Origin of the sequence: Sulfitobacter faviae (genome assembly GCF_029870955.1) — a bacterium.
Taxonomy (GTDB): domain Bacteria; phylum Pseudomonadota; class Alphaproteobacteria; order Rhodobacterales; family Rhodobacteraceae; genus Sulfitobacter; species Sulfitobacter faviae.
The window spans coordinates 1,903,840-1,929,345 of the sequence record NZ_PGFQ01000001.1 but is presented as its reverse complement, the minus strand read 5'-3'; the positions used below and the strand labels follow the sequence as shown (position 1 = coordinate 1,929,345).

At 59.0% G+C, this 25,506-nt stretch carries 14 protein-coding genes, 3 tRNA genes, 3 rRNA genes and 1 pseudogene; 1 reads left to right on the top strand and 20 read right to left on the bottom strand.

The window, feature by feature from the left end:
* Window positions 1-72: 72 nt before the first annotated feature.
* From fusA to rpsL, 3 genes and pseudogenes are all read right to left on the bottom strand, one after another.
* Window positions 73-2,199 carry an elongation factor G gene (fusA, locus tag CUR85_RS09970; RefSeq protein ID WP_067267958.1) on the bottom strand — a complete coding sequence of 709 codons (2,127 nt, stop codon included), beginning with the start codon at window positions 2,197-2,199 and terminating at the stop codon, window positions 73-75.
* A gap of 65 nt (window positions 2,200-2,264) precedes the next feature.
* A pseudogene (gene rpsG / locus CUR85_RS09965) lies at window positions 2,265-2,734 on the bottom strand (30S ribosomal protein S7).
* 87 nt (window positions 2,735-2,821) lie between these two features.
* Complete coding sequence (gene rpsL, locus CUR85_RS09960) at window positions 2,822-3,193, bottom strand: 30S ribosomal protein S12 (RefSeq protein WP_007118826.1); 372 nt, start codon at window positions 3,191-3,193, stop codon at window positions 2,822-2,824.
* Window positions 3,194-3,594: 401 nt separating this feature from the next.
* Between rpsL and CUR85_RS09955 the strand changes: the two genes are divergently transcribed.
* The gene (locus tag CUR85_RS09955) at window positions 3,595-4,398 is read left to right on the top strand and encodes a putative rhamnosyl transferase (RefSeq protein ID WP_067267954.1); all 804 of its coding nucleotides are present in this window, start codon (window positions 3,595-3,597) and stop codon (window positions 4,396-4,398) included.
* Here the strand turns inward: CUR85_RS09955 and CUR85_RS09950 are convergent.
* The 17 genes from CUR85_RS09950 to CUR85_RS09870 form a co-directional block, all read right to left on the bottom strand.
* On the bottom strand, window positions 4,371-5,258 hold the full coding sequence (locus CUR85_RS09950) for a DMT family transporter (protein ID WP_067267952.1): 888 nt from the start codon (window positions 5,256-5,258) through the stop codon (window positions 4,371-4,373). The two genes, CUR85_RS09955 and CUR85_RS09950, sit on opposite strands and share 28 nt — an antisense overlap.
* 113 nt (window positions 5,259-5,371) lie before the next feature.
* Window positions 5,372-5,776 (bottom strand): response regulator, encoded by a 405-nt coding sequence (locus CUR85_RS09945; protein ID WP_067267950.1) that lies wholly within the window; start codon window positions 5,774-5,776, stop codon window positions 5,372-5,374.
* A gap of 186 nt (window positions 5,777-5,962) precedes the next feature.
* Window positions 5,963-10,213: a DNA-directed RNA polymerase subunit beta' gene (gene rpoC / locus CUR85_RS09940; RefSeq protein WP_067267948.1), complete on the bottom strand. Its 4,251-nt coding sequence runs from the start codon at window positions 10,211-10,213 to the stop codon at window positions 5,963-5,965.
* A 95-nt stretch (window positions 10,214-10,308) separates the two neighbouring features.
* The gene (rpoB, locus tag CUR85_RS09935; RefSeq protein ID WP_067267947.1) at window positions 10,309-14,445 is read right to left on the bottom strand and encodes a DNA-directed RNA polymerase subunit beta; all 4,137 of its coding nucleotides are present in this window, start codon (window positions 14,443-14,445) and stop codon (window positions 10,309-10,311) included.
* A 243-nt stretch (window positions 14,446-14,688) separates the two neighbouring features.
* Window positions 14,689-15,060, bottom strand: a complete 372-nt coding sequence (gene rplL, locus CUR85_RS09930) for a 50S ribosomal protein L7/L12 (protein WP_067267945.1) — start codon at window positions 15,058-15,060, stop codon at window positions 14,689-14,691.
* A 74-nt stretch (window positions 15,061-15,134) separates the two neighbouring features.
* Window positions 15,135-15,650 carry a 50S ribosomal protein L10 gene (rplJ, locus tag CUR85_RS09925; RefSeq protein WP_067267943.1) on the bottom strand — a complete coding sequence of 172 codons (516 nt, stop codon included), beginning with the start codon at window positions 15,648-15,650 and terminating at the stop codon, window positions 15,135-15,137.
* A gap of 272 nt (window positions 15,651-15,922) precedes the next feature.
* Window positions 15,923-16,621, bottom strand: coding sequence for a 50S ribosomal protein L1 (rplA, locus tag CUR85_RS09920; RefSeq protein WP_067267941.1), 699 nt, complete (start codon window positions 16,619-16,621; stop codon window positions 15,923-15,925).
* A 1-nt stretch (window position 16,622) separates the two neighbouring features.
* Window positions 16,623-17,048, bottom strand: coding sequence for a 50S ribosomal protein L11 (gene rplK, locus CUR85_RS09915; protein WP_067267940.1), 426 nt, complete (start codon window positions 17,046-17,048; stop codon window positions 16,623-16,625).
* Window positions 17,049-17,192: 144 nt separating this feature from the next.
* Window positions 17,193-17,726 (bottom strand): transcription termination/antitermination protein NusG, encoded by a 534-nt coding sequence (nusG, locus tag CUR85_RS09910; RefSeq protein WP_067264099.1) that lies wholly within the window; start codon window positions 17,724-17,726, stop codon window positions 17,193-17,195.
* A 207-nt stretch (window positions 17,727-17,933) separates the two neighbouring features.
* Window positions 17,934-18,131: a preprotein translocase subunit SecE gene (gene secE, locus CUR85_RS09905; protein WP_007118815.1), complete on the bottom strand. Its 198-nt coding sequence runs from the start codon at window positions 18,129-18,131 to the stop codon at window positions 17,934-17,936.
* A 76-nt stretch (window positions 18,132-18,207) separates the two neighbouring features.
* Entirely contained in the window at window positions 18,208-18,510 is a 303-nt protein-coding gene (locus CUR85_RS09900; protein ID WP_136720682.1) for a hypothetical protein, read from the bottom strand.
* A 503-nt stretch (window positions 18,511-19,013) separates the two neighbouring features.
* Window positions 19,014-19,128 (bottom strand): 5S ribosomal RNA (gene rrf, locus CUR85_RS09895).
* Window positions 19,129-19,307: 179 nt separating this feature from the next.
* Window positions 19,308-22,210: ribosomal RNA gene (locus tag CUR85_RS09890) — 23S ribosomal RNA — on the bottom strand.
* Window positions 22,211-22,667: 457 nt separating this feature from the next.
* A tRNA-Ile gene (locus CUR85_RS09885) sits at window positions 22,668-22,744 on the bottom strand.
* A 165-nt stretch (window positions 22,745-22,909) separates the two neighbouring features.
* A tRNA-Ala gene (locus CUR85_RS09880) sits at window positions 22,910-22,985 on the bottom strand.
* A gap of 149 nt (window positions 22,986-23,134) precedes the next feature.
* Window positions 23,135-24,596: ribosomal RNA gene (locus tag CUR85_RS09875) — 16S ribosomal RNA — on the bottom strand.
* The 16S, 23S and 5S rRNA genes sit together here with 2 tRNA genes alongside, the layout of an rRNA operon.
* A 798-nt stretch (window positions 24,597-25,394) precedes the next feature.
* Window positions 25,395-25,470 (bottom strand) — tRNA-Trp (locus CUR85_RS09870).
* Window positions 25,471-25,506: the final 36 nt, after the last annotated feature.

Sequence of the window (25,506 nt, the reverse complement as noted above, 5' to 3'; positions counted from 1 at the left end):
TTCTCAATGGTGTATGCGCAGCACACACCTAACGATTTGGGTCGGCGCGCGGTTTCCCACGCGCCGATTTCCTTAAGCGAACTTGGCCTGAATCTCGTCCGAGATGTTCTGCGGCACGGGTTCGTAGTGGTCGAACTGCATGGTGAAGTTCGCACGACCCGACGACATCGAACGCAGGGTGTTGATGTAGCCGAACATGTTGGCCAGCGGCACGAAGGCGTCGATCGCGATGGCGTTGCCGCGCGTATCTTGACCCTGCACCTGACCACGACGGGATGTCAGGTCACCGATGATGCCACCGGTGTATTCTTCCGGGGTCACAACTTCGACCTTCATGATCGGTTCCAGAAGCTTCGCACCGGCTTTCTTCATACCTTCGCGCATCGCCATACGGGCGGCGATCTCGAAGGCCAGAACGCTGGAGTCCACATCGTGGAACTTACCGTCGATCAGGGCGACCTTGAAGTCAATGACCGGGAAGCCCGCCAGCGGACCGGAGTCCAGAACCGACTTGATACCCTTTTCCACGCCCGGGATGTATTCCTTGGGAATGGCACCACCGACGATGCGGCTCTCGAAGGAGTAACCTTCGCCCGGCTCGGTCGGCGTCAGGATCATCTTGACCTCACCGAACTGACCCGAACCACCCGACTGTTTCTTGTGGGTGTAGGTGATTTCGGCCTCTTTCGAGATCGTCTCACGATAAGCAACCTGCGGCGCACCGATGTTCGCCTCAACCTTGAATTCGCGCTTCAGACGGTCGACGAGGATGTCGAGGTGAAGTTCGCCCATGCCCTTCATGATGGTCTGACCGGATTCCAGATCGGTCTCGACGCGGAAGGAGGGGTCCTCGGCGGCCAGACGGGCCAGACCAGCGGACATCTTTTCCTGGTCAGCCTTGGTCTTCGGCTCGACCGCGATCTCGATCACCGGATCGGGGAAGGTCATGGTTTCGAGGACGACCGGATCGTTCTGCGCGCAGAGCGTGTCACCGGTGGTGGTGTCCTTGAGACCCGCCAGCGCGATGATGTCGCCCGCGAAGGCCTCTTCGATTTCCTCGCGGTTGTTGGAGTGCATCATCATCATACGACCGACGCGCTCTTTCTTGCCCTTGGTCGAGTTCAGAAGCGTGTCGCCCTTGCGCAGAACACCCGAGTAGATGCGGGTGAAGGTCAGCGAGCCGACGAAGGGGTCGTTCATGATTTTGAACGCAAGGCCCGAGAACGCCATGTCGTCATCCGCGCGGCGCGGGATGTTGCGGGTCTCGGTCTCGTCGCCCGGCTTGAAGCCCATGTAGTCGACAACGTCCAGCGGGCTGGGCAGATAGTCGATCACAGCGTTCAAGAGCGGCTGAACACCTTTGTTCTTAAAGGCGGAGCCACAGAGAACGGGGATGAATTTGATGGCCAAAGTACCCTTGCGGATCAGGTCGCGCAGGGTGTCGACGTCAGGCTCGGCGCCGTCCATCAGGTAGTTTTCCATCGCCTCGTCGTCCATCTCGACCGCGGTCTCGATGAGCTTGGCACGCCATTCGTCGGCGGTCTCTTTCAGGCTGTCACGGATCTCGCGCTGTTCCCAGGCGGCACCGAGGTCTTCACCGGCCCAGACCCATTCTTTCATGGTCACAAGGTCGACGATGCCTTCCAGTTCGTTCTCTGCGCCGATCGGGATCTGGATCGGAGCAGGCGTGGCGCCGGTGCGGTCCTTGATCATGTGCACGCAGTTAAAGAAGTCCGCGCCGATCTTGTCCATCTTGTTGACGAAGACGATACGCGGCACCTTGTAGCGGTCAGCCTGACGCCACACGGTTTCGGTCTGCGGCTCAACACCGGCGTTGGCGTCGAGAACGGCAACCGCGCCGTCGAGAACGGCCAGCGAACGCTCAACTTCGATGGTGAAGTCAACGTGGCCGGGGGTGTCAATGATGTTCATCCGGAACTTGGTGTCGGATGTCGCATCGGCTGTGGGCTCTTCCTGACGCTGCCAGAAAGTGGTGGTCGCGGCGGAGGTAATGGTGATCCCGCGCTCTTGTTCCTGCTCCATCCAGTCCATGGTTGCGGCGCCGTCATGCACCTCACCAATGTTGTGGCTTTTGCCGGTGTAGAACAGGATGCGTTCGGAACAAGTGGTTTTACCGGCATCGATGTGAGCCATGATGCCGAAGTTGCGGTAGCGTTGGAGCGGATAGTCGCGTGCCATAGGGCTGCTTCCTCGAAAATATCAGTACGAACGGATCGCGCCCGAAACCGGGCGCGACGTTGAGATTACCAGCGGTAGTGGCTGAACGCTTTGTTCGCGTCGGCCATCTTGTGCGTATCTTCGCGCTTTTTAACAGCGGTACCACGGGACTGCACAGCGTCCAGCAGCTCGCCGGCAAGGCGTTCTTCCATGGTGTTTTCGTTACGCGCACGGGCGGCTTTGATCAACCAGCGGATCGCCAGCGCCTGACGACGCTCGGGCGCACTTCGACCGGCACCTGATAGGTGGCACCACCCACACGGCGCGAGCGGACTTCGACGGAGGGCTGGATGTTTTCCAGCGCTTCGTGGAACACTTCGATCGGCGCGCGCTTGATCTTGTCTTCGACGCGGGTCATCGCGTTGTAAACGATGCGCTCGGCGACAGATTTCTTGCCGTCGATCATCAGGTTGTTCATGAATTTGGTGAGAACCAGATCGCCGTATTTGGCGTCTGGCAGGACTTCGCGTTTTTCAGCGGCGTGGCGGCGTGACATGTCAGTGTCTTCCTCTTGGCGGGTGGCGGGGCGCGGCCCCACCGAACATCGGGTGGATCGGCGGGGGCGGGCCCCACCGGTGCGAGATTACTTCGGACGCTTCGCGCCGTACTTCGAACGACGCTGCTTACGGTCTTTCACGCCCTGCGTATCAAGAACACCGCGCAGGATGTGGTAACGCACACCCGGAAGGTCTTTTACACGACCGCCGCGGATCAGAACCACGGAGTGTTCCTGAAGGTTGTGGCTCTCACCCGGGATGTAGGAGATCACTTCGAACCCGTTGGTCAGGCGCACCTTGGCAACCTTACGCATCGCCGAGTTCGGCTTTTTCGGTGTGGTGGTGTACACGCGTGTGCAGACGCCGCGCTTTTGCGGGCACTCCTGCAGGTGCATGGATTTCGAACGTTTGACTTTCGGCTGCCGCGGCTTGCGGATCAGCTGTTGGATCGTTGGCATTCCGGTTATATCCCCGTATCGCTCAGATTGTGTACACGGGGGATCCCCCATGCGGCTAATTTCGGTTACTTCATGCGTCCACAAAGCAAAATGACCGCAACGTTCCCGTACCGAGGAAAACGACGCGGTGGGTTAACAGAGGATCGGGCCAGTAGTAGGCCGGATCGTGACCACTTCAGTTATGAATTCGGACTGGCAGAGCGGCCTCCACCTCCGAGATAGCGGGCGTATAGAGCGTTGCGCGGGGCCTGTCAACAGGTGGGCCCCGGCGGGGTCGCGGAGGTTTGCCGGGTGATGGCCCGGCGCCTGCGGCCTGGTTCCGGGCCCGGGTGGCACATTCCACCCTTGCCACGCCCCTGCCCCGCTCGCCATAGTCCGGCGAAGGACAGAAGGAAACCTCCATGCAAGCGATCGGCCTTTGCCGCTTTTCCTACCCGGCCTTGGGCGGCTTTCAAGTCGGCCACGAGACCACCGAGGAACGGATCGCCTATCTCTATGACGCGGCCCGGCTCGAAGAACGTTTCCGCCTGCTCGAAACCGTCGCCCTGCCCTGCCTCAAGGCCCAAACCGACCCGGACTTCTCGATCGTCTTCGTCATCGGCGACCAGTTCCCCGAGTGCCACGCCCGACGCCTCGAATCGCTGCTGGCCGATCTGCCGCAGGCGGTTATTCATCGCGAGCCGCCGCGCAATCATCGGGAGGTGATGAAGGAGGTGCTGAACGCCGCGCGGATCAACCCGGCCGAGCCCTGCCTGCAATTCCGCTACGACGACGATGATGCCGTCTCGGTCGACTTCGTCGCCCGGCTGCGCCAGACGGTCGCGCAAAGCGCGGGTCTGCTGAAAGGCCAGCGCTCCGTCGCCTTTGACTGGCCCAAGGGCTACATCGCGGAATTCGGCCCGCAGGGCATCCACGCCGCCGAAGTGTACCGCCCGCTCAACGTCGCGGCACTTGCGATGTATGTGAAGGGCGGCAGCCCGCTCACCATTATGAACTTCGCCCATGAGAAACTGCCGCGCTTCATGCCCTGCGTCAGCCTGCCCGACGCGGCGATGTTCGTGCGCAGCCACAACGGCTCGAACGATTCGCGGCAGGGGTTGGCGCGGCATGTGGAAGTGGCCCCGCTGGATGCCGAAGGCGAAGCGCTGTTTCAGGAGCGTTTCGCTATCGATCAAGCTCAGGTGCGGCGCGTCTTCTCGGGCTGAACCTTCAACTTCCGCTCACGGTAGAGGGTGAAGACCCCCGTGGCCACCACGATCCCCGCGCCGATGAGGGTCAAGGCCCCCGGCCAGTCGCCGAAGACGACCCAGCCCAGCAAGAGCGCCCAAAGCAGGCCTGTGTAGCGAAACGGCGCGATGAAGCCGATATCGCCCACCCGCATCACTTGGATCGAGAAGAAATAGCCGCCTAGCACAAAGACCCCTGAGCCGCCGATCAGCGCCGCGACCGAGGGCGTCACCGGGGCCCAAGGCGCGCTCAGCGACGCCAAACCCGCTGCCGTCATCACCGACAGGGCGGTCACCAAGGTCACGGTCATTGAGGGCACTGCCGGTGACAAGGCGCGGGTCGACAGGTCACGGACCGTTACGCAGAGCACGGCGATCAGAACGTAGATCGACCAGATATTGAACCCTTCTGCCCCCGGCTTGACGATCAGCAGCACGCCGCAGAAACCAATGCCAATGGCGACCAAACGCCGCCAGCCTACGGCCTGCCGGAACACCAGCGCTGCCGCGAGCGTCACCGAAAGCGGCACGACTTGAAGGATGGCGGTCACATTCGCCAAGGGCATGTTGAACAACGCGGTGAGAAAGAAATACGCCGCCGCGATCTCGGCCACCGAGCGCAGGCCGATGACCTTCCAGTCCCGCGCTTGAAGCCGAAAGTCGATCCGGCCAAGCTGCCGACTAAGGGCCAAGATCAGCACCGAAGTCGTCACCCCGCGCAGGAACAACAGCTGAAACAGGGGCAGCGCCCCGTCGGTCATTTTGAGCAGCGTGTCGTTAAACGTGAAACAGGCCATCGAGGCGATCATCAGCAGCGCGCCGATGGTATTGGGGGACATGAAAGCGCTCCGGGAAAAATGGTGCGGCTTATATCACTGCCGCCCCCGAATGACTGGCAGCGGCTACGGGGGCTGTCAAGAACGGCGGCCCGCGCCGCCCAGACTGGCGCGCTCTACTGGTTCGAAGCCTGCGCCACCGGCTGCTGCTGGCTGGCCAGAAGATTGCGCACCGTGCTGCGCAGCAACCCCGGCTCGACCGGCTTTTGCATCACCGTGGCCGCCAGATCGCGGAAGGCGTCATAGACCTCAAGATCGCGGGTGCGCCCGCTGAGAAAGATGATCGGCGTCCCGGCAATGGCCGGATTCTCGCCAAACCGATGGGCCAGCTCCAACCCGCCCATATCCGGCATGGAGATATCGCTGATGATCAGGTCGGGCTTGAGATCATCGACCACCGCCAGCGCATCGCGGGCGTTCAGACAGGAGACAAAGCTCAGCGACCTGTCGTCGGAAAAGATCATCTTGACCAGTTCCAGAACGATCGGGTCGTCGTCGATATGTAGAATGCGGGACGTCATCAAAGCACCTTACGACGGTTAAGCTTTTGCAAACCTATTCGGACTATGTGGCGGATATAAGGCTTTGGCCTCAGAAATCAGCCCCCCCCCCCCGGGGCGGTGTCTGGCCGCGGCATTTGCCCACCCTATAAAAAAGCCCCCGCAGCGTCACTGCGGGGGCTTTTGTTTTTCAATAAGGTGCTGCGATCAATCGCGGCTCTCGTCGTCACCGACCGGCGTGTTGAACACATCGCCACCGACGATGTCGTCCTCCACAGAAGCTTCCGGGGCGGCCAGACGGGCGGCGGCTTCGGCCTCTTCGCGGCGGGCTTCGATCACGACATTGTCGCGGTCTGTCGCCACTTTGCGCATCGCCTGCGTCGCGCCACCGGTCCCGGCGGGGATCAGACGGCCCACGATGACGTTCTCTTTCAGACCGACCAGCTTGTCCCGCTTGCCCTGAACCGAGGCTTCGGTCAGCACGCGCGTGGTTTCTTGGAACGAGGCCGCCGAGATGAAGCTGCGGGTTTGCAGCGACGCCTTGGTGATGCCCAAGAGGATCGGTTCGCCCTTGGCGGGGCGGCCCCCCTTCTTGAGCGCCTTCTCGTTGGCCTGATCGAACTCCTGCTTGTCGACGTGTTCACCCTTCAGCAGCGTGGTGTCGCCGCTTTCTTGGATTTCCCACTTCTGCAGCATCTGACGGACGATGACTTCGATGTGTTTGTCGTTAATCTTCACACCCTGCAGGCGGTAAACGTCCTGCACCTCGTCAATCATATACTCGGCCAAGGCCTCGACACCCATGATCGCGAGGATGTCGTGCGGCGCGGGGTTGCCATCCATGATGTAGTCGCCCTTCTGCACGAAGTCGCCTTCGGCCACGGGGATGTGTTTCCCCTTGGGCACCATGTATTCAACCTTCACGTCCGGATCATCCGCGCTTTCGATCGCGATGCGACGCTTGTTCTTGTAGTCCTTGCCGAAGCGGACGTAGCCGTTGATTTCCGCGATGATGGCGTGATCCTTGGGGCGACGCGCCTCAAAGAGTTCGGCCACACGCGGCAGACCACCGGTAATGTCCTTGGTCTTGGCACCTTCACGCGGAATACGCGCGATGATGTCACCGGCCTGAACCTGCGTCTGGTCTTCGACAGAGAGAACAGCGTCCACCGACATCGGATAGGTCACCGGGTTGCCCGCATCGTTGCGGACCGGTTCGCCATCTTCACCCACCAAGATGATCTCGGGCTTGAGCTCGTTGCCCTTGGGGGCCGCGCGCCAGTCGATCACGATCTTCTGGGTCATGCCGGTGGCTTCGTCGGTGTCTTCCTTGACCGCGATGCCCGACACCAGGTCGACGTATTTGGTCGTACCGGGTTTCTCGGCAATGATCGGCAGGGTGTAAGGGTCCCATTCGAACAGCTTGTCACCGCGCGCTACGTCGTCGCCTTCTTTGACGTGCAGCTTGGTGCCGTAGCCGATCTTGTGGCTGGCCCGCTCCTCGCCATTCTCATCGACGATCAACAGCTTCATGTTCCGGCCCATGACGAGGACTTCACCGGCGCTGTTTTCAAGCGTCTGCGCGTTCTCGAAAGCGACCTTGCCCGACTGGCTGGCCTCAAGGAAGGACTGCTGACCACCCTGCGCAACACCGCCAATGTGGAAGGTCCGCATCGTCAGCTGTGTACCGGGTTCACCAATCGACTGGGCCGCGATGATGCCGACGGCCTCACCTTGGTTGACCAGCGTGCCGCGCGCGAGGTCACGGCCATAGCACATGGCGCAGACGCCCTCTTCGGCATCACAGGTCAGCGGGCTGCGGATCCGTGCGGACTGCACGCCGGCCTCGTCGATGGCATCCGACATGCGCTCGTCGATCAGCGTGCCTGCAGGCACCAGAACATCCTCGGTGCCGGGCACCAGAATGTCATCCGCCGCAACACGGCCCAGCAGACGCTCGGCCAGCGAGGAGACAACCTCACCATCGTTGACAGCCGCTTCGGCGGTGATTGCGGTTTCGGTGCCGCAGTCATGCTCGCGCACGATGCAGTCCTGCGCCACGTCCACCAGTCGGCGTGTCAGGTAACCGGAGTTCGCTGTTTTCAGAGCGGTATCCGACAGACCTTTCCGCGCACCGTGGGTCGAGTTGAAGTACTCGAGAACGGTCAGACCTTCTTTAAAGTTCGAGATGATCGGCGTCTCGATGATGTCGCCATTCGGCTTCGCCATCAGGCCGCGCATCCCGCCCAGCTGTTTCATCTGCGTGACCGAGCCACGGGCACCGGAGTGGGCCATCATGTAGACCGAGTTCGGCTCTTTCTCGGAACCGTTCTCATGGTGGGTCACGGCGGAGATGGAGCCCATCATCGCCTCGGTCACCTTGTCGTTACACTTCGACCATGCATCGACGACTTTGTTGTACTTTTCGCCCTGAGTGATCAGGCCGTCCATATACTGCTGTTCAAAGTCCTTCACCTGCTCGCGGGTTTCTTCAACCAGCGGCCATTTGGTGTCGGGGATCAGCATGTCGTCTTTGCCGAAGGAGATGCCCGCTTTGAAAGCTTCGCGGAAACCCATGGTCATGATCTGGTCACAGAAGATGACCGACTCTTTCTGACCGCAGTAACGGTAGACGGTGTCGATGACCTGCTGCACTTCTTTCTTGCGCAGCAGACGGTTGACCAGATCGAAGGGTGCTTTGGCGTTCAGCGGCAGAAGCGCACCAAGACGGATACGACCGGGGGTCGTGTCAAAGCGCATCATCACTTCGTTGCCTTCAGCGTCGATCTGTTTGATCCGCGCCTTGATCTTCGAGTGCAGGTGAACCGCACCGGCGTCGAGGGCGTGCTGCACCTCGTCGACGGAGCCGAAGACCATGCCTTCGCCAACCATCCCTTCACGCTCAAGGGTCGTGTAGTAGAGACCCAAGATCATATCCTGCGACGGTACGATGATCGGCGCGCCGTTTGCAGGCGACAGAACGTTGTTCGTGGACATCATCAGAACACGCGCTTCCAGCTGGGCTTCCAGCGAAAGCGGAACGTGAACAGCCATCTGGTCGCCGTCGAAGTCGGCGTTGAAGGCCGAGCAGACCAGCGGGTGCAGCTGGATCGCCTTGCCTTCGATCAGGACGGGTTCAAACGCCTGAATGCCAAGACGGTGCAGCGTCGGCGCGCGGTTGAGCATGACGGGGTGTTCACGGATCACCTCATCAAGAATGTCCCAAACCTCGGGGCGCTCCTTCTCGACCAGCTTCTTGGCCTGCTTCACGGTGGAGGACAGACCTTTGGCCTCGAGCCGCGAGTAGATGAACGGCTTGAACAATTCGAGCGCCATCTTCTTGGGCAGACCACATTGGTGCAGCTTCAACTCCGGGCCGGTCACAATGACCGAACGACCTGAGAAGTCGACGCGCTTACCCAAAAGGTTCTGACGGAAGCGGCCCTGCTTGCCTTTCAGCATGTCCGACAGCGACTTCAGCGGGCGCTTGTTGGCACCGGTGATGACGCGGCCACGGCGGCCGTTGTCGAAGAGTGCGTCGACCGATTCCTGCAGCATCCGCTTTTCGTTGCGCACGATGATGTCGGGCGCACGCAGCTCGATCAGGCGCTTCAAACGGTTGTTCCGGTTGATCACGCGGCGGTACAGGTCATTGAGGTCCGACGTCGCGAAGCGGCCACCGTCCAGCGGCACCAGCGGGCGCAGCTCGGGCGGGATCACCGGGATCACGGTCATGACCATCCACTCCGGACGGTTGCCGGATTCAAGAAAGCTCTCGACCACTTTCAGACGCTTAATAATCTTCTTGGGCTTCAGCTCGCCTGTCGCCTCTTTCAGATCGGCGCGCAGGTTCTCGGCTTCGGCTTCAAGGTCGATCGCCGCCAGCATTTCGCGGATCGCTTCGGCGCCGATGTTGGCGGTGAAAGCGTCCATGCCATAGGCGTCTTGCGCGTCCATGTATTCTTCTTCGGTCATCATCTGACCGTATTGAAGATCGGTGAGGCCCGGCTCGATCACGACGTAGTTTTCGAAGTAGAGCACGCGCTCCAGATCGCGCAGAGTCATGTCCAGCATCAGGCCGATGCGCGAGGGCAGCGACTTGAGGAACCAGATGTGCGCCACCGGCGAGGCCAGTTCGATGTGGCCCATACGCTCACGGCGGACCTTTTGCAGCGTGACTTCCACACCGCATTTCTCGCAGACGACGCCGCGATACTTCATGCGCTTATATTTGCCGCAGAGGCATTCGTAGTCTTTGATCGGGCCAAAGATACGCGCGCAGAACAGGCCGTCACGCTCGGGCTTGAACGTACGGTAGTTGATGGTTTCCGGCTTCTTGATCTCACCGAAGGACCAGCTCAGGATCCGCTCGGGCGAGGCCAAAGAGACCTTGATCTCGTCAAACGCTTTTTGCGGCGTCAGCGGGTTGAACGGGTTGTTTGTCAGTTCCTGGTTCATTTTCAAATCCTTGAAAGGGGTGCGTTAGGAGGGGACGGCCCCGTTTTCTTTCAAAGAAAACGGGGCGGAATTTTTGAAAAATTCCGTTTACCGCCTCACTCATCCTCCTCCGCATCCAGGAGTTCCATATTCAGGCCGAGGCCGCGCACTTCCTTGACGAGAACGTTAAAGCTCTCCGGAATGCCCGCTTCGAAGTTATCCTCGCCCTTGACGATGCTTTCATAGACCTTGGTCCGGCCCGCGACGTCGTCCGACTTGACGGTCAGCATTTCCTGCAGGGTGTAGGCGGCGCCATAGGCTTCCAGAGCCCAGACCTCCATCTCCCCGAAGCGCTGGCCACCAAACTGCGCCTTACCACCCAGCGGCTGCTGTGTGACGAGGGAGTACGGCCCGGTCGAACGCGCGTGGATCTTGTCATCCACCAGGTGGTGCAGCTTCAGCAGGTACTTGACGCCAACGGTCACGGGGCGCGCGAACTGCTCGCCTGTCCGACCATCGAAGAGCACCGACTGACCGGAGGTGTCGAACCCGGCCCGCTTGAGGCTGTCGTTCACATCCGCTTCCTTGGCGCCGTCGAAGACCGGTGTGGCGATCGGCACGCCGCGGCGTACGTTGTCGGCCGCTTCCAGAAGCGTGTCCTCGTCCATGCCGGTGATGCCCTCTTCGTAGACATCCTCGCCATAGGCCAGCTGCATCGCTTCACGCACCGGCGTCAGGTCGCCCGAGCGGCGGTATTCCTGCAGCGCCTCATCGACGTTCAGGCCCAGACCGCGTGCGGCCCAACCCATATGCGTCTCGAGGATCTGACCGACGTTCATACGCGATGGCACGCCGAGCGGGTTGAGGCAGAAGTCGACCGGGGTACCATCGGCGAGGAACGGCATGTCCTCCATCGGCACCACTTTCGAAATTACACCCTTGTTCCCGTGACGACCGGCCATCTTGTCGCCAGGCTGCAGCTTGCGCTTCACCGCCACGAAGACCTTGACCATCTTCATCACGCCCGGCGGCAGGTCGTCGCCACGGCGGACCTTCTCGACCTTGTCCTCGAAACGTGCATCCAAGGTCCGTTTCTGGATCTCGTACTGCTCGTTCAGGGCTTCGACGATCTTCGCGTCATCCTCGTCCTCGAGGGCCAGCTGCCACCACTGACCGCGGGTCAGGGTTTCCAGCAGTTCCTCGGTGATCTGGCTGTTCGCCTTCACGCCTTTCGGGCCTTTCACGGCAACCTTGCCGAGGATCATGTCCTTGAGACGCGCGTAGATGTTGCGGTCGAGGATCGCCAGCTCGTCGTCCCGGTCACGGGCCAGACGTTCGACTTCCTCACGCTCGATCTGCAGCGCACGTTCGTCTTTCTCGACGCCGTGACGGTTGAAGACGCGGACTTCGACAACGGTGCCGAAGTCGCCCGGCTTCACCCGCAGCGAGGTGTCGCGCACGTCCGAAGCTTTCTCACCGAAGATGGCGCGCAGAAGCTTCTCTTCCGGCGTCATCGGGCTTTCGCCCTTCGGGGTGATCTTGCCGACGAGGATGTCGCCCGGCTCCACGTCCGCACCGATGTAGACGATGCCTGCTTCGTCGAGGTTGCGCAGGGCTTCCTCGCCGACATTGGGGATGTCGCGGGTGATCTCTTCCGGCCCGAGCTTCGTGTCACGCGCGGCGACTTCGAATTCCTCGATGTGGATCGAGGTGAAGACGTCGTCACGGGAGATCCGCTCGGAGATCAGGATGGAGTCTTCGTAGTTGTAGCCATTCCACGGCATGAAGGCGACGACGACGTTCTTGCCGAGCGCCAGTTCCCCCATGTCGGTCGACGGACCATCGGCGATGACCTGACCCTTCGTGACCTTCTCGCCCACTTTCACCAGCGGACGCTGGTTGATGCAGGTGTTCTGGTTCGAGCGCTGGAACTTGCGCATGCGGTAGATGTCCACACCCGCGTCGCCCAGTTCCAGATCCTCGGTGGCCCGGATCACGATACGCGACGCATCGACCTGGTCGATGATACCCGCGCGACGTGCCGTGTAGGCCGCCCCGGAATCGCGTGCCACGACTTCTTCGATGCCGGTGCCGACGAGCGGCGCTTCGGCTTGCAGAAGCGGTACGGCCTGACGTTGCATGTTCGAGCCCATGAGAGCGCGGTTGGCGTCGTCGTTCTCGAGGAACGGGATCAGCGAGGCGGCGACCGAGACCAACTGCTTCGGGCTGACGTCGATCAGGTCCACGTTCTCGGTCGGTGCCAGCGTGTAGTCGCCGGACTGACGGGTCGAGACCATCTCGTTCACGAACTTCATGTCGTCGTCGAGGTTGGCGTTCGCCTGCGCAACGGTGTGGCGCATTTCCTCGGTCGCGGACATGTAGTGCACCTCGTCGGTGACCTTGCTGTCCTTCACGACGCGGTAAGGCGTTTCGATGAAGCCGTATTTGTTCACGCGGGCAAAGGTGGCCAGCGAGTTGATCAGGCCGATGTTCGGACCTTCCGGCGTTTCAATCGGGCACATCCGGCCATAGTGGGTCGGGTGCACGTCGCGCACCTCGAAGCCGGCACGCTCGCGGGTCAGACCGCCCGGCCCAAGCGCCGAAAGACGACGCTTGTGCGTCACTTCCGACAGCGGGTTGGTTTGGTCCATGAACTGCGACAGCTGCGAGGAGCCGAAGAATTCACGCACCGCAGCCGCGGCGGGCTTGGCGTTGATCAGGTCCTGCGGCATCACGGTGTCGATCTCGACCGAGGACATCCGCTCTTTGATCGCGCGCTCCATGCGCAGCAGGCCGACGCGGTACTGGTTTTCCATCAGCTCGCCGACCGAACGCACACGGCGGTTGCCGAGGTGGTCGATGTCATCGATGTCGCCACGGCCGTCGCGCAGGTCCACCAGCGCCTTGATGCAGGCGACGATGTCGTCACGGTCCAGCGTGCGCTGCGTGTCGGGCTTGTCGAGCGCCAGACGCATGTTCATCTTCACGCGGCCCACGGCCGAGAGGTCGTAACGCTCGCTATCGAAGAACAGCGTGTCGAAGAGCGCGGAGGCGGCCTCGACGGTGGGCGGCTCGCCCGGGCGCATGACGCGGTAGATGTCCATGAGCGCGGTGTCGCGGTTCATGTTCTTGTCCATCGCCATGGTGTTGCGCATGTAGGGGCCGACGTTGACGTTGTCGATGTCCAGCAGCGGAATCTCGGTGATGCCCGCGTCGATCAGCTCCTTCGCGGTGCCGCCGATCAGCGTGCCGTCTTTGTCGTATTCCAGCGTCAGCTCGTCACCGGCCTCGACGTAGATCGCACCGGTTTCCTCGTTGATGATGTCACGCGCGACGAACTTGCCGACGATGTGGTCGAACGGCAGCAGCAGTTCCTTGACCTTGCCTTCGTCGAGCAGCTTCTTGACGGCACGGGGGGTGACCTTCTTGCCGGCCTCGAAGAGGATCTCGCCGGTGTTGGCGTCGATCAGATCGTAGGTCGGACGGGTGCCGCGCACGCGGTCGGGGAAGAAGGGCGCAACCCAACCCTTGTTCTTCTCCAGCTTGAAGGTGATCGTGTCGTAATAGGCATTCATGATGCCTTCTTGGTCCAGCCCCAGGGCATAGAGCAGGGTCGTTACCGGCAGCTTGCGGCGACGGTCGATGCGGGCATAGACGATGTCCTTGGCGTCGAACTCGAAGTCCAGCCAGGAGCCGCGGTAGGGGATAATGCGGCAGGCGAAGAGCAGCTTGCCCGAGGAGTGGGTCTTGCCCTTGTCGTGGTCGAAGAACACGCCCGGGGAGCGGTGCATCTGGGAGACGATCACACGCTCGGTGCCGTTGACGACAAAGGTGCCGTTCGGGGTCATCAGGGGCATGTCGCCCATGAAGACGTCCTGCTCTTTGATGTCCTTGACGGACTTCGCACCAGTGTCCTCGTCCACATCGAACACGATGAGGCGCAGGGTCACTTTCAGCGGCGCGCTATAGGTCATGTCGCGCTGCTGGCATTCCTCAACGTCGTACTTGGGCTTTTCCAGCTCGTACTTGACGTATTCGAGTACCGAAGTCTCGTTAAAGTCCTTGATCGGGAAGACCGACTGGAAAACGCCCGTGATCCCCTCACCATCGGTGGGGGTCTCGGCGTCGCCGGAATTCAGGAACAAATCATAGGAGGATTTCTGAACCTCGATGAGGTTCGGCATCTCCAGCACTTCGCGGATCTTGCCGTAATATTTACGCAGACGTTTCTGGCCAAGGAAGGATTGTGCCATGTGTCGTGTCACCTTTCGTGTCTCTCGCCGAGCGCATCAACCACCGGGGCCGTGGTGCGCGCCCATAAGAGCGGAAAATCCGGGTCAATTCTTGGAATGCGTCCCACTGCACCCCTTCCGACCTTGGACCTCTCCAGAGAAATGCTCCCGCAGGGAACATTCGTCAAAACAGGTCAGGCTGGACAGGAAAATTCCCGTCCAGCCCTTGTTCATGCGTGGTGCGTGAGGACACGCACCTCTGGCTTAGGCCAGCTCGACTTCGGCGCCAGCTGCTTCCAGCTTGCCTTTGATGTCTTCGGCTTCGGCTTTGTCGACGCCTTCTTTGATCTTGCCACCGGCTTCGACCAGGTCTTTGGCTTCTTTCAGGCCGAGACCTGTGATGCCGCGGACTTCCTTGATCACGTTGATCTTGGATGCGCCGGCGTTCTTCAGAACGACGTCGAATTCGGTCTTTTCTTCTTCGGCAGCGCCGCCTTCAGCAGGGCCGGCCATCATCACTGCGCCGCCAGCGGCGGGCTCGATGCCGTACTCGTCTTTCAGGATGGTTTTCAGTTCTTGTGCTTCAAGCAGGGTCAGACCAACGATGTCTTCTGCCAGTTTTTTCAGATCAGCCATGTTTAGCTCTTTCCGTTACGATATGTGTGTTCCAACGCGCGTGTTCAACCCGTGCGCCAGTTTGACGATTTGCCTTACGCAGCCGCCTTGTCCTCGATGGTGGACAAGATGGATGCGATGTTGCTTGCAGGTGCGCCAATGGCCCCGGCGATGTTCGAAGCAGGTGCGCCGAGCATGCCCGCGATGGAGGAGATAAGCTCCTCGCGCGACGGCATTTTCGACACGGCTTCGACACCGGCGGCGTCCAACGCGTTCTCACCCATTGCGCCGCCGAGGATAACAAGCTTGCTGTTTTCCTTGGCGAACTCCTGAGCAACCTTGGCCGCGGCCACAGGATCCTCAGAGTAGGTCAGAACGGTCATACCCGTCAGAAGGTCAGCAATGCTTTCGCATGGCTTGCCCTCAAGGGCGATCTTGGCGAGCCTGTTTTTGGCAACACGCACGGCCCCGCCGGCTGCGCGTGCGCGCGCCCGAAGGTCCTGCATTTCGGCAACTGTCAAACCGACGTAGTGGCTAACCACAACGACGCCAGAGCTTTCAAAGATTTGGCCGAGTTCGTCGACCAACTGTTCTTTTTGTGCTCTATCCACAGTTTCACTCCAAATTTGGGGGTTGCCCCCCGGCTCAGTTCAGGATGCGGTCTTCTGCACCCCATTCGGGTCCAATGTCAGGGTCCCGGCCAAAACCGCCCGAAGGCAGGAATTTCCGGTTTCCCATCTCAGGAAGGAATTATTCAGGCCAAAGCCCAAACCCTCCGTCTCGGACAGACGCGCGGACCGATCTTCTGGTCCTTGCGTATCTGGCGACCGAAGCCGCCAAATCTCGGGTCGTAAGGTGGGAGGCTGGCCCCCACCCCACGGGATCACTCGGCAGTCGCGTTCTCGACAGCGACCGACACGCCCGGGCCCATTGTGGAGCTCAGGTTGATCTTTTTCATGTAGGTGCCTTTGGCACCCGCCGGCTTGGCTTTGGACACGGCGCCGACGAAGGCACGGATGTTCTCAACCAGCTTGGCTTCGTCGAAGGACAGTTTGCCAACGCCTGCGTGGACGACACCGCCCTTTTCGGCTTTGAACTGCACTTCACCACCCTTGGCCGCTTTCACGGCGTCGGCGACGTCCATGGTCACGGTGCCAACCTTGGGGTTCGGCATCAGGTTGCGCGGGCCGAGCACTTTACCCAGACGGCCAACGATCGGCATCATGTCAGGTGTCGCGATGCAACGATCAAAGTCGATCTTGCCGGACTGCACGGTTTCCATCAGGTCTTCTGCGCCAACGATATCTGCGCCCGCCTTTTCGGCTTCTTCAGCTTTCGCGCCACGGGCGAAGACGGCAACGCGCATGGTTTTGCCGGTGCCGTTGGGCAGGCCGACAACACCACGGACCATCTGGTCCGCGTGACGCGGGTCAACACCGAGGTTCATCGCGATCTCGATGGTCTCGTCGAACTTCGCGCTGGCGTTCGATTTGATGAGGCTTACCGCTTCTTCAACGGTGATCTCTTCTTTGCCAGCAAAAGCTTCACGGGCGGCGCGGGTGCGTTTTCCAATTTTAGCCATCTTACTTCACCTCGATGCCCATGGACTTCGCGGAGCCCAGGATGATTTTCATCGCCGCTTCCACGTCGTTCGCGGACAGGTCGGCGGCTTTTGCTTCTGCGATCTCGCGCAGCTGCTTGGTGGTCACGGTGCCGACAGTCTCGCGGCTCGGCGTTTTCGCGCCGGAGTTCACCTTGGCAGCTTTCTTCAGGTAGTAGGACGCCGGGGGCGTCTTGATGTCCATGGTGAAGGACTTGTCCTGATAGTAGCTGATCACGGTGGGGCACGGTGCGCCCGGCTCCATGTCTGCGGTCTTGGCGTTGAACGCCTTGCAGAATTCCATGATGTTGATGCCGCGCTGACCGAGGGCGGGACCCACGGGCGGGGACGGGTTTGCTTGACCCGCTTTAACTTGCAACTTCATCGTACCGACGAGTTTCTTGGCCATTGGCCTTCTCCTTTCAACACCCTTGGGGCGCGCCCCGCGGGTTCTTCGTTGCGTGGTCCGGGCCTAGGCGCCGCGGCGCCTGTCCCTCCCACAATGACCGGCGCCCTCAGGTGCCGGGATGGCGAGGCAAACCCCGCCGCACACTCAGACCTGTTTGTTGACCTGAGTGAATTCCAATTCGACCGGGGTCTCCCGGCCAAAGATCGAGACCGAAACCTTGAGACGCTGGTTCTCGTCGTCGACCTCTTCGATCATGCCGTCGAAATCCTCAAACGGACCATCGGCGACTTTGACTTTCTCACCGACCTCGAAGTGGATCAGCGTGCGCGGCGCTTCTTCGCCTTCCTGCACGCGACCCAGGATCGCCTGAACCTCGGCATCGCGCATCGGCATCGGGCGGCCCTGCGGGCCAAGGAACCCGGTGACGCGGTTGATCGAGTTGATCAGGTGGTAGCCCGCGTCGGACATTTCCATATGCACCAGCACATAGCCGGGCATGAAGCGACGCTCGGTTGTCACCTTCTTGCCGCGCCGGACCTCGATCACCTCTTCGGTGGGCACCAGCACTTCGTCGATCTGGTCTTCAAGTTCCTGCTCGGCCACGGACGCGCGAATCTGCTCGGCGATCTTCTTTTCGAAGTTCGACAGGACACTGACCGAATACCACCGTTTTGCCATCTGAACTCTGGTCCCTGTCTTGCCATGCGGGCTGCCCCGGCATGAAATTCGTCAATCAACACGGGGGCTAAGCCCCGCAACATCTGAACAAAAAATCGGCGCGCAACTCGAATCGCCGCACGCCCTTTTCAGGTCAGGTCTGCGCAATAGCCCGCGCAGACGCAGGTTTCAAGGGTGTAAAGATAAAATCACCCATGCGGGCGGTGCTCAGCCGAACATCCCAAGGATCTGCTGCAAGCCGCCGCGGATCAGGATATCGACAATTGCAAAGAAAACCGCCGTCAGCGCCGCAAGGATAAAGACCATCACCGTGGTCAGCATCACTTCGCGCTTTGTCGGCCAAACAACCTTTGCAACTTCGGTGCGAACCTGCTGGATGAACTGAAGCGGATTGGTGGTGGCCATGACATCTTTCCCTGTTGCCCGATTGGGCGGATGTAACGGGTCCGCCCCCTAGTTTCAAGACATCTTCGCGCGCGCCTCAGGCTTCCGGGTCGCGCAGACGATCGAACCGGCGGTCAAGCGCCGCGTCGTGCCGCGCTTCAGCCTCTGCCATCTCGCCAAAGTCGGGAAGGTACAACCCATCAACCGTGCCTTCGGGGAATCGGTCAAGCACAGCGTCCCATTTTATCGCGAAAGCATCCAACCGCGCATGAAGCGTCGCCGCACGCTCGGGCCGCCGCGCGGCATACCAGCGCCCAAGCGCCATCGCCCGCTGCCAAAACCCATCATAGCCAAGAGCAAGGAAGACCCCCAACACGATAAACACGGTGATAAATAGCACGCCGAACACCAACCAAGGGCGTAGAACCACCGCCAACGCCAGGAGGCAGAGGATCACCGCCCGGGCCGGAGGACGTTTCGCAGCACGCTGACGGCGCGATGGTTTCCTGATATCAACTTCTACGGCTTCCGGCTCCGGCAAGTCCGGAAAAGCCACGCGCCCCGGCCGCCGAGGAGACACCGGGGGCTCTGCCGCGCCCGAACCGGCGCGTGGCTCCGGAGCACCCTCCGCATCAGCCATGACATTCCGAATCGCAGACATCGCAGCGGGGTCCAACTCGGCTGAAGAAGGGGCAGCCTTTTCAATGGGGGCGTCATATCAGTCTCTCTACGCAGTTGCGAAAGAGTTACCGAACTATTGCGCCAAGTGAAGGGCGGAAAATAGACCGTTATTGGGCATCACTCCCTCCCCCCCTCAAACGCAAAACCGCCGCAGCGTTGAGCTGCGGCGGTTTTGTTGATCTGATCATCGTCGAGAGATACTGTAGTCTAGGAACTTATTAGGTTTGGCGATGACCTACTCTCCCACGTCTTAAGACGCAGTACCATCGGCGCTACGGCACTTAACGGCTGGGTTCGGGATGGGACCAGGTGTTTTGCTCGCGCTATGATCACCAAACCGAATAAATTCCTAGCAGCGCTCTGCGCAGCAGAGCGGCGGCGGGAGGCAGGGTATCCGAAGGATGCCCGTTCCCGCTCCGTCTCCATTGGAGCGCAAAGCGTGTTTGTCCAAGTCATGTACGACTGATTGTATGTGTATGCTTTTGATCAGTTTAAGCAGTCTTGCTTCTACTGGATCAAATCAAGCCTATCGAGCAATTAGTACCAGTCAACTGAACGTATTACTACGCTTACATCTCTGGCCTATCGACGTGGTGGTCTACCACGGCTCTCAGGGATACCTTGTTTTGAGGGGGGCTTCCCGCTTAGATGCCTTCAGCGGTTATCCTGTCCGATCATAGCTACCCAGCACTGCTATTGGCATAACAACTGGTCCACCAGTGGATCGTTCACCCCGGTCCTCTCGTACTAGGGGCAACTCCTCTCAAGTATCCTACACCCACGGAAGATAGGGACCGAACTGTCTCACGACGTTCTAAACCCAGCTCACGTACCTCTTTAAACGGCGAACAGCCGTACCCTTGGGACCTGCTCCAGCCCCAGGATGAGATGAGCCGACATCGAGGTGCCAAACACTGCCGTCGATATGGACTCTTGGGCAGTATCAGCCTGTTATCCCCGGCGTACCTTTTATCCGTTGAGCGATGGCCCTCCCACTTGGGACCACCGGATCACTATGGCCGTCTTTCGACTCTGCTCGACTTGTCAGTCTCGCAGTCAGGCTGGCTTCTGCCATTGCACTCAACGAGCGATTTCCGACCGCTCTGAGCCAACCTTCGCGCGCCTCCGTTACGATTTAGGAGGCGACCGCCCCAGTCAAACTACCCGCCACACAGGGTCCCGGAACCGGATAACGGTCCGCGGTTAGACATCAAGCAGAACAAGGGTGGTATCTCAAGGGAGGCTCCACCGAGACTGGCGTCTCGGTTTCAAAGCCCACCACCTATCCTGCACATGTTCGGCCTAATGCCAGTGTGAAGCTGTAGTAAAGGTGCACGGGGTCTTTCCGTCTAACCGCGGGTAACCGGCATCTTGACCGGTAATTCAATTTCGCTGAGTCTATGTTGGAGACAGCGGGGAAGTCGTTACGCCATTCGTGCAGGTCGGAACTTACCCGACAAGGAATTTCGCTACCTTAGGACCGTTATAGTTACGGCCGCCGTTTACCTGGGCTTCAATTCAGAGCTCTCACTCCTCCTTTTAACCTTCAGGCACCGGGCAGGCGTCAGACCCTATACGTCGTCTTGCGACTTCGCAGAGCCCTGTGTTTTTAATAAACAGTCGCCACCCCCTGGTTTGTGCCCCCAGCCCCTAGTTGCCTAGGAACCGGGCCTCCTTCTCGCGAACTTACGGAGGTATTTTGCCGAGTTCCTTCAACATAGTTCTCTCAAGCGCCTTGGTATTCTCTACCTGTCCACCTGTGTCGGTTTAGGGTACGATCTGATGATGGAGCTATTTCCAGGGACCGCTCAGCAGCCCATCCAATCCGATAAGGATGAACTACCTCTGCGATCCGTCACTTCCATCTGGCCCAGGAATATTAACCTGGTTCCCATCGACTACGCCTTTCGGCCTCGCCTTAGGGGTCGGCTTACCCTGCTCAGATTAGCTTTAAGCAGGAACCCTTGGACTTTCGGCGAGAGTGTCTCTCACACTCTTTGTCGCTACTCATGTCATCATTCTCACTAGTGATCTCTCCACCGGATCGCTCACGCGCCGGCTTCACAGAAAGCTCCTTGTGTCCAATACGTCCCGAGGGACGATAAGGACACATGGAACTATGTCACACTACGCTCTGCTACCATGCAATAAATGCATCCTCGGCTTCGGCTCATGGCTTGAGCCCCGTTACATCTTCGCCGCAAGACAACTTATTTAGACCAGTGAGCTGTTACGCTATCTTTAAAGGATGGCTGCTTCTAAGCCAACCTCCTGGTTGTTTTGGTCGTCTCACCTGCTTTCCCACTTAGCCATGAATTAGGGGCCTTAGCCGGAGGTCAGGGTTGTTTCCCTCTCCACGACGGACGTTAGCATTCGCCGTGTGTCTGCCATCCAGTACTCCTCGGTATTCGGAGTTTGGTTAGGATCAGTAAGCCTGTGGGGCCCCATTACCCATCCAGTGCTCTACCCCGAGGGTATTCGGATGACGCTCTACCTAAATAGATTTCGCAGAGAACCAGCTATCTCCGAGTTTGATTGGCCTTTCACCCCTAGGCACAGCTCATCCCGATCTTTTTCAACAGATGTGGGTTCGGTCCTCCAATAAGTGTTACCTTATCTTCAACCTGGCCATGCCTAGATCACTCGGTTTCGGGTCTGATCCCACGAACTCGACGCCCTATTAAGACTCGCTTTCGCTGCGCCTACACCTAACGGCTTAAGCTTGCTCGTGAGACCAAGTCGATGACCCATTATACAAAAGGTACGCTGTCACATCGCAAGGATGCTCCAACTGATTGTAGGCGTTCGGTTTCAGGTACTGTTTCACTCCCCTCGTCGGGGTGCTTTTCACCTTTCCCTCACGGTACTGGTTCACTATCGGTCAGTAAGGAGTACTTAGCCTTCGAAGGTGGTCCTCCGATCTTCAGACAGGATTTCACGTGTCCCGCCCTACTTAATACGTCCAATCATGCTTCTTATACGGGACTGTCACCCACTTTGGTTGCGCATTCCAACGCATTCTAATCACACTCATGGCTCGGCTGGTCCCCGTTCGCTCGCCGCTACTAGGGGAGTATCAATTGATTTCCTTTCCTCCGGGTACTTAGATGTTTCAGTTCCCCGGGTTTGCCTTTTTAAGCCTATATATTCAGCCTAAAAATACCTGGTCTTACACCCTGATAATCACTTCGCTGGCGACCACCCAGTGTTTTGATCGAAGATCAAAATGTACCGACCAAAGGTCGGCACGGAGCGGACATTGCGAAGCAATAACAGAGTATAATCAGGTGGGTTGCCCCATTCAGAAATCCATGGATCAAAGCTTATTCTCAGCTCCCCATGGCTTATCGCAGAGTATCACGTCTTTCATCGCCTCTTACTGCCAAGGCATTCACCAAACGCCCTTTTCGCGCTTGATTTGATCCAGAAAAAGCAAGACTTAGCGCCTCGCGCGAAGATCAGAAGCTGGTAAGAAACTGACCCTCTTATTCTGCATCAAAAGCATACTTTACCCGCCCAGACTGTCGTCTGGACAATGAGCGATGCAGATAGCTGCCGTCCGTGCAGGAGGCAGCGTCACCGCTCTGGTTAGTGTACTTGACTTGGACAACATATTCGTTTCAGCCGCGATATGCCTGAAGGACCGAGGAAACAGTCCGTCAAACACCGGCCCCGAAGGGCAGCAACTGAGATCATCCCCTCACGCGGGGCGATCAAACATGTTGTTAGTATCTCTCTTTACGATGTCAATCACGTGCATCCGAAGGATGTCACGCTACCGTCTGGATTGAATGAAGCTTGCTTCATCCGGGAACAGACGTTCAAACACATGAGCATGTGCTTGAAGGTATGTTCTATATACCACCCTAGAAGGGGTGGTGGGTCGAGGAGGACTTGAACCTCCGACCTCACGCTTATCAGGCGTGCGCTCTAACCACCTGAGCTACCGACCCAGCTGATTTGCCGAAGGCAAATCGGCGTCGCCCGTCAGGGCATTCCGAAGGAATGTCCCGGGAGGGCCAGCGTGGTTAAGCTGGTCTCGATGGGCTGATTGCTGCCCTTCTCGCACGTCCGTTGGACGGGCAACCAGGGCGACGCCTTTTGCTTTGCAAAAGGCTTGGTGGAGCCTAGGAGGATCGAACTCCTGACCTCCTGAATGCAAATCAGGCGCTCTCCCAGCTGAGCTAAGGCCCCAAACTATTGAGACCCACGCGTTCAGCGCAGGACCTATTTCTGAAGAGATATGAGGACGGCTCGGTTCTATATATTGACCGGCTTTGTTTGCCGATCTGCTAAGTGTTCCACGAGTTGAGCGAGGCTCAACTGGCTAGGAACATCCTTAGAAAGGAGGTGATCCAGCCGCAGGTTCCCCTACGGCTACCTTGTTACGACTTCACCCCAGTCGCTGATCCTACCGTGGTCCGCTGCCCCCAAAAGGTTAGCGCACGGCCGTCGGGTAGAACCAACTCCCATGGTGTGACGGGCGGTGTGTACAAGGCCCGGGAACGTATTCACCGTGGCATGCTGTTCCACGATTACTAGCGATTCCGACTTCATGGGGTCGAGTTGCAGACCCCAATCCGAACTGAGACAGCTTTTGGGGATTAACCCATTGTCACTGCCATTGTAGCACGTGTGTAGCCCAACCCGTAAGGGCCATGAGGACTTGACGTCATCCACACCTTCCTCCCGCTTATCACGGGCAGTTTCCTTAGAGTGCCCAGCCGAACTGCTGGCAACTAAGGATGTGGGTTGCGCTCGTTGCCGGACTTAACCGAACATCTCACGACACGAGCTGACGACAGCCATGCAGCACCTGTCACTGCGTCCCCGAAGGGAACGTCCGATCTCTCGGAGTGGCACAGGATGTCAAGGGTTGGTAAGGTTCTGCGCGTTGCTTCGAATTAAACCACATGCTCCACCGCTTGTGCGGGCCCCCGTCAATTCCTTTGAGTTTTAATCTTGCGACCGTACTCCCCAGGCGGAATGCTTAATCCGTTAGGTGTGTCACCGAACAGTATACTGCCCGACGACTGGCATTCATCGTTTACGGTGTGGACTACCAGGGTATCTAATCCTGTTTGCTCCCCACACTTTCGCACCTCAGCGTCAGTATCGAGCCAGTGAGCCGCCTTCGCCACTGGTGTTCCTCCAAATATCTACGAATTTCACCTCTACACTTGGAATTCCACTCACCTCTCTCGAACTCTAGACTGATAGTTTTGGAGGCAGTTCCGGGGTTGAGCCCCGGGATTTCACCCCCAACTTTCCAATCCGCCTACGCGCGCTTTACGCCCAGTAATTCCGAACAACGCTAACCCCCTCCGTATTACCGCGGCTGCTGGCACGGAGTTAGCCGGGGTTTCTTTACCAGGTACTGTCATTATCATCCCTGGCGAAAGTGCTTTACGATCCTAAGACCTTCATCACACACGCGGCATGGCTAGATCAGGCTTGCGCCCATTGTCTAAGATTCCCCACTGCTGCCTCCCGTAGGAGTCTGGGCCGTGTCTCAGTCCCAGTGTTGCTGATCATCCTCTAAAACCAGCTATAGATCGTAGACTTGGTAGGCCATTACCCCACCAACTATCTAATCTAACGCGGGCCGATCCTTCTCCGATAAATCTTTCCCCCGAAGGGCGTATGCGGTATTACTCACCGTTTCCAGTGGCTATTCCGCAGAGAAGGGCACGTTCCCACGCGTTACTAACCCGTCCGCCGCTAGACCCGAAGGTCTCGCTCGACTTGCATGTGTTAGGCCTGCCGCCAGCGTTCGTTCTGAGCCAGGATCAAACTCTCAAGTTGAAACGCATTACTGCGTATCCTTGACGTCGAACCTCTGCACATCGACCTGCATCCATTACTGAAAGATGCAGACCACTCTCTGTTTGTTGTGCTTCAGCTACAAAGTAGCGAAAGCCGTCCAAACAGTGAAGCTGACACTCTATCATCGGGCCGAAACCCTAAGAGCGCGATATACAGACGTTGATCCATCGAATGAACCAAACCGCCCACATATCTCTTCAGATATCAAATTTTCAAACAGCGTTGAGACAAAAGAAACTGAGATGCGCCCTAACTCATCGGCGCGCCCCGCCTCTAATACCTCGAATTCTCATCCGCCTCGTGATCCGAACATTCGCGTCTCCGCTGCCGTCCGCCCCGTCTGGCGCCCCAGCGGTGCGTCTCAGCGCCGCCGGTAGAGGGGGTTCTAAGGTTAGTGAGGCGAAGCCGCAAGCAGAAAGTTGAGAAAAGATGAGATTTCGGGGAACTTTTCGGCAAGATGCTGAAATGGCATGCTATTTCTATAGTGGCGAGCCCTGAGTTTCGCCGCGTTAGTAGCATACGGCTGCGCAGAACCCTCTTTGACCCGATGAATCATCCCGAGTTCAGCGCCATAGAGGTGGAAACTGGGTGAATCGCCTTGCGTCAGCGCGACTCGCTGAACACTCGCGCGCTGACGGCCCAGACGTGAGCAAACCCACAAAGAATAGATTGCCGCAGACCGACATAGCCTCAAAGGCACCGCCCTGCCTCTCGCGGATGCAGGACTTCGAAAAGAACGATACGCCGCGCGGCCTCGTCCCAAAATTTAAGGAAATGTGGCAGGGGCTGAGGGACTCGAACCCACGACCCTCGGTTTTGGAGACCGATGCTCTACCAACTGAGCTAAACCCCTATGCCGGTGGCTTGGGTAGTCGCAAACGGGCGGCGG

Bases quoted from the DNA above. Each gene is read 5' to 3' on its own strand.
- fusA (WP_067267958.1), bottom strand. From the start codon at position 2,199: ATGGCACGCGACTATCCGCTCCAACGCTACCGCAACTTCGGCATCATG.
- rpsL (WP_007118826.1), bottom strand. From the start codon at position 3,193: ATGCCAACGATCCAACAGCTGATCCGCAAGCCGCGGCAGCCGAAAGTC.
- CUR85_RS09955 (WP_067267954.1), top strand. From the start codon at position 3,595: ATGCAAGCGATCGGCCTTTGCCGCTTTTCCTACCCGGCCTTGGGCGGC.
- CUR85_RS09950 (WP_067267952.1), bottom strand. From the start codon at position 5,258: ATGTCCCCCAATACCATCGGCGCGCTGCTGATGATCGCCTCGATGGCC.
- CUR85_RS09945 (WP_067267950.1), bottom strand. From the start codon at position 5,776: ATGACGTCCCGCATTCTACATATCGACGACGACCCGATCGTTCTGGAA.
- rpoC (WP_067267948.1), bottom strand. From the start codon at position 10,213: ATGAACCAGGAACTGACAAACAACCCGTTCAACCCGCTGACGCCGCAA.
- rpoB (WP_067267947.1), bottom strand. From the start codon at position 14,445: ATGGCACAATCCTTCCTTGGCCAGAAACGTCTGCGTAAATATTACGGC.
- rplL (WP_067267945.1), bottom strand. From the start codon at position 15,060: ATGGCTGATCTGAAAAAACTGGCAGAAGACATCGTTGGTCTGACCCTG.
- rplA (WP_067267941.1), bottom strand. From the start codon at position 16,621: ATGGCTAAAATTGGAAAACGCACCCGCGCCGCCCGTGAAGCTTTTGCT.
- rplK (WP_067267940.1), bottom strand. From the start codon at position 17,048: ATGGCCAAGAAACTCGTCGGTACGATGAAGTTGCAAGTTAAAGCGGGT.
- nusG (WP_067264099.1), bottom strand. From the start codon at position 17,726: ATGGCAAAACGGTGGTATTCGGTCAGTGTCCTGTCGAACTTCGAAAAG.
- secE (WP_007118815.1), bottom strand. From the start codon at position 18,131: ATGGCCACCACCAATCCGCTTCAGTTCATCCAGCAGGTTCGCACCGAA.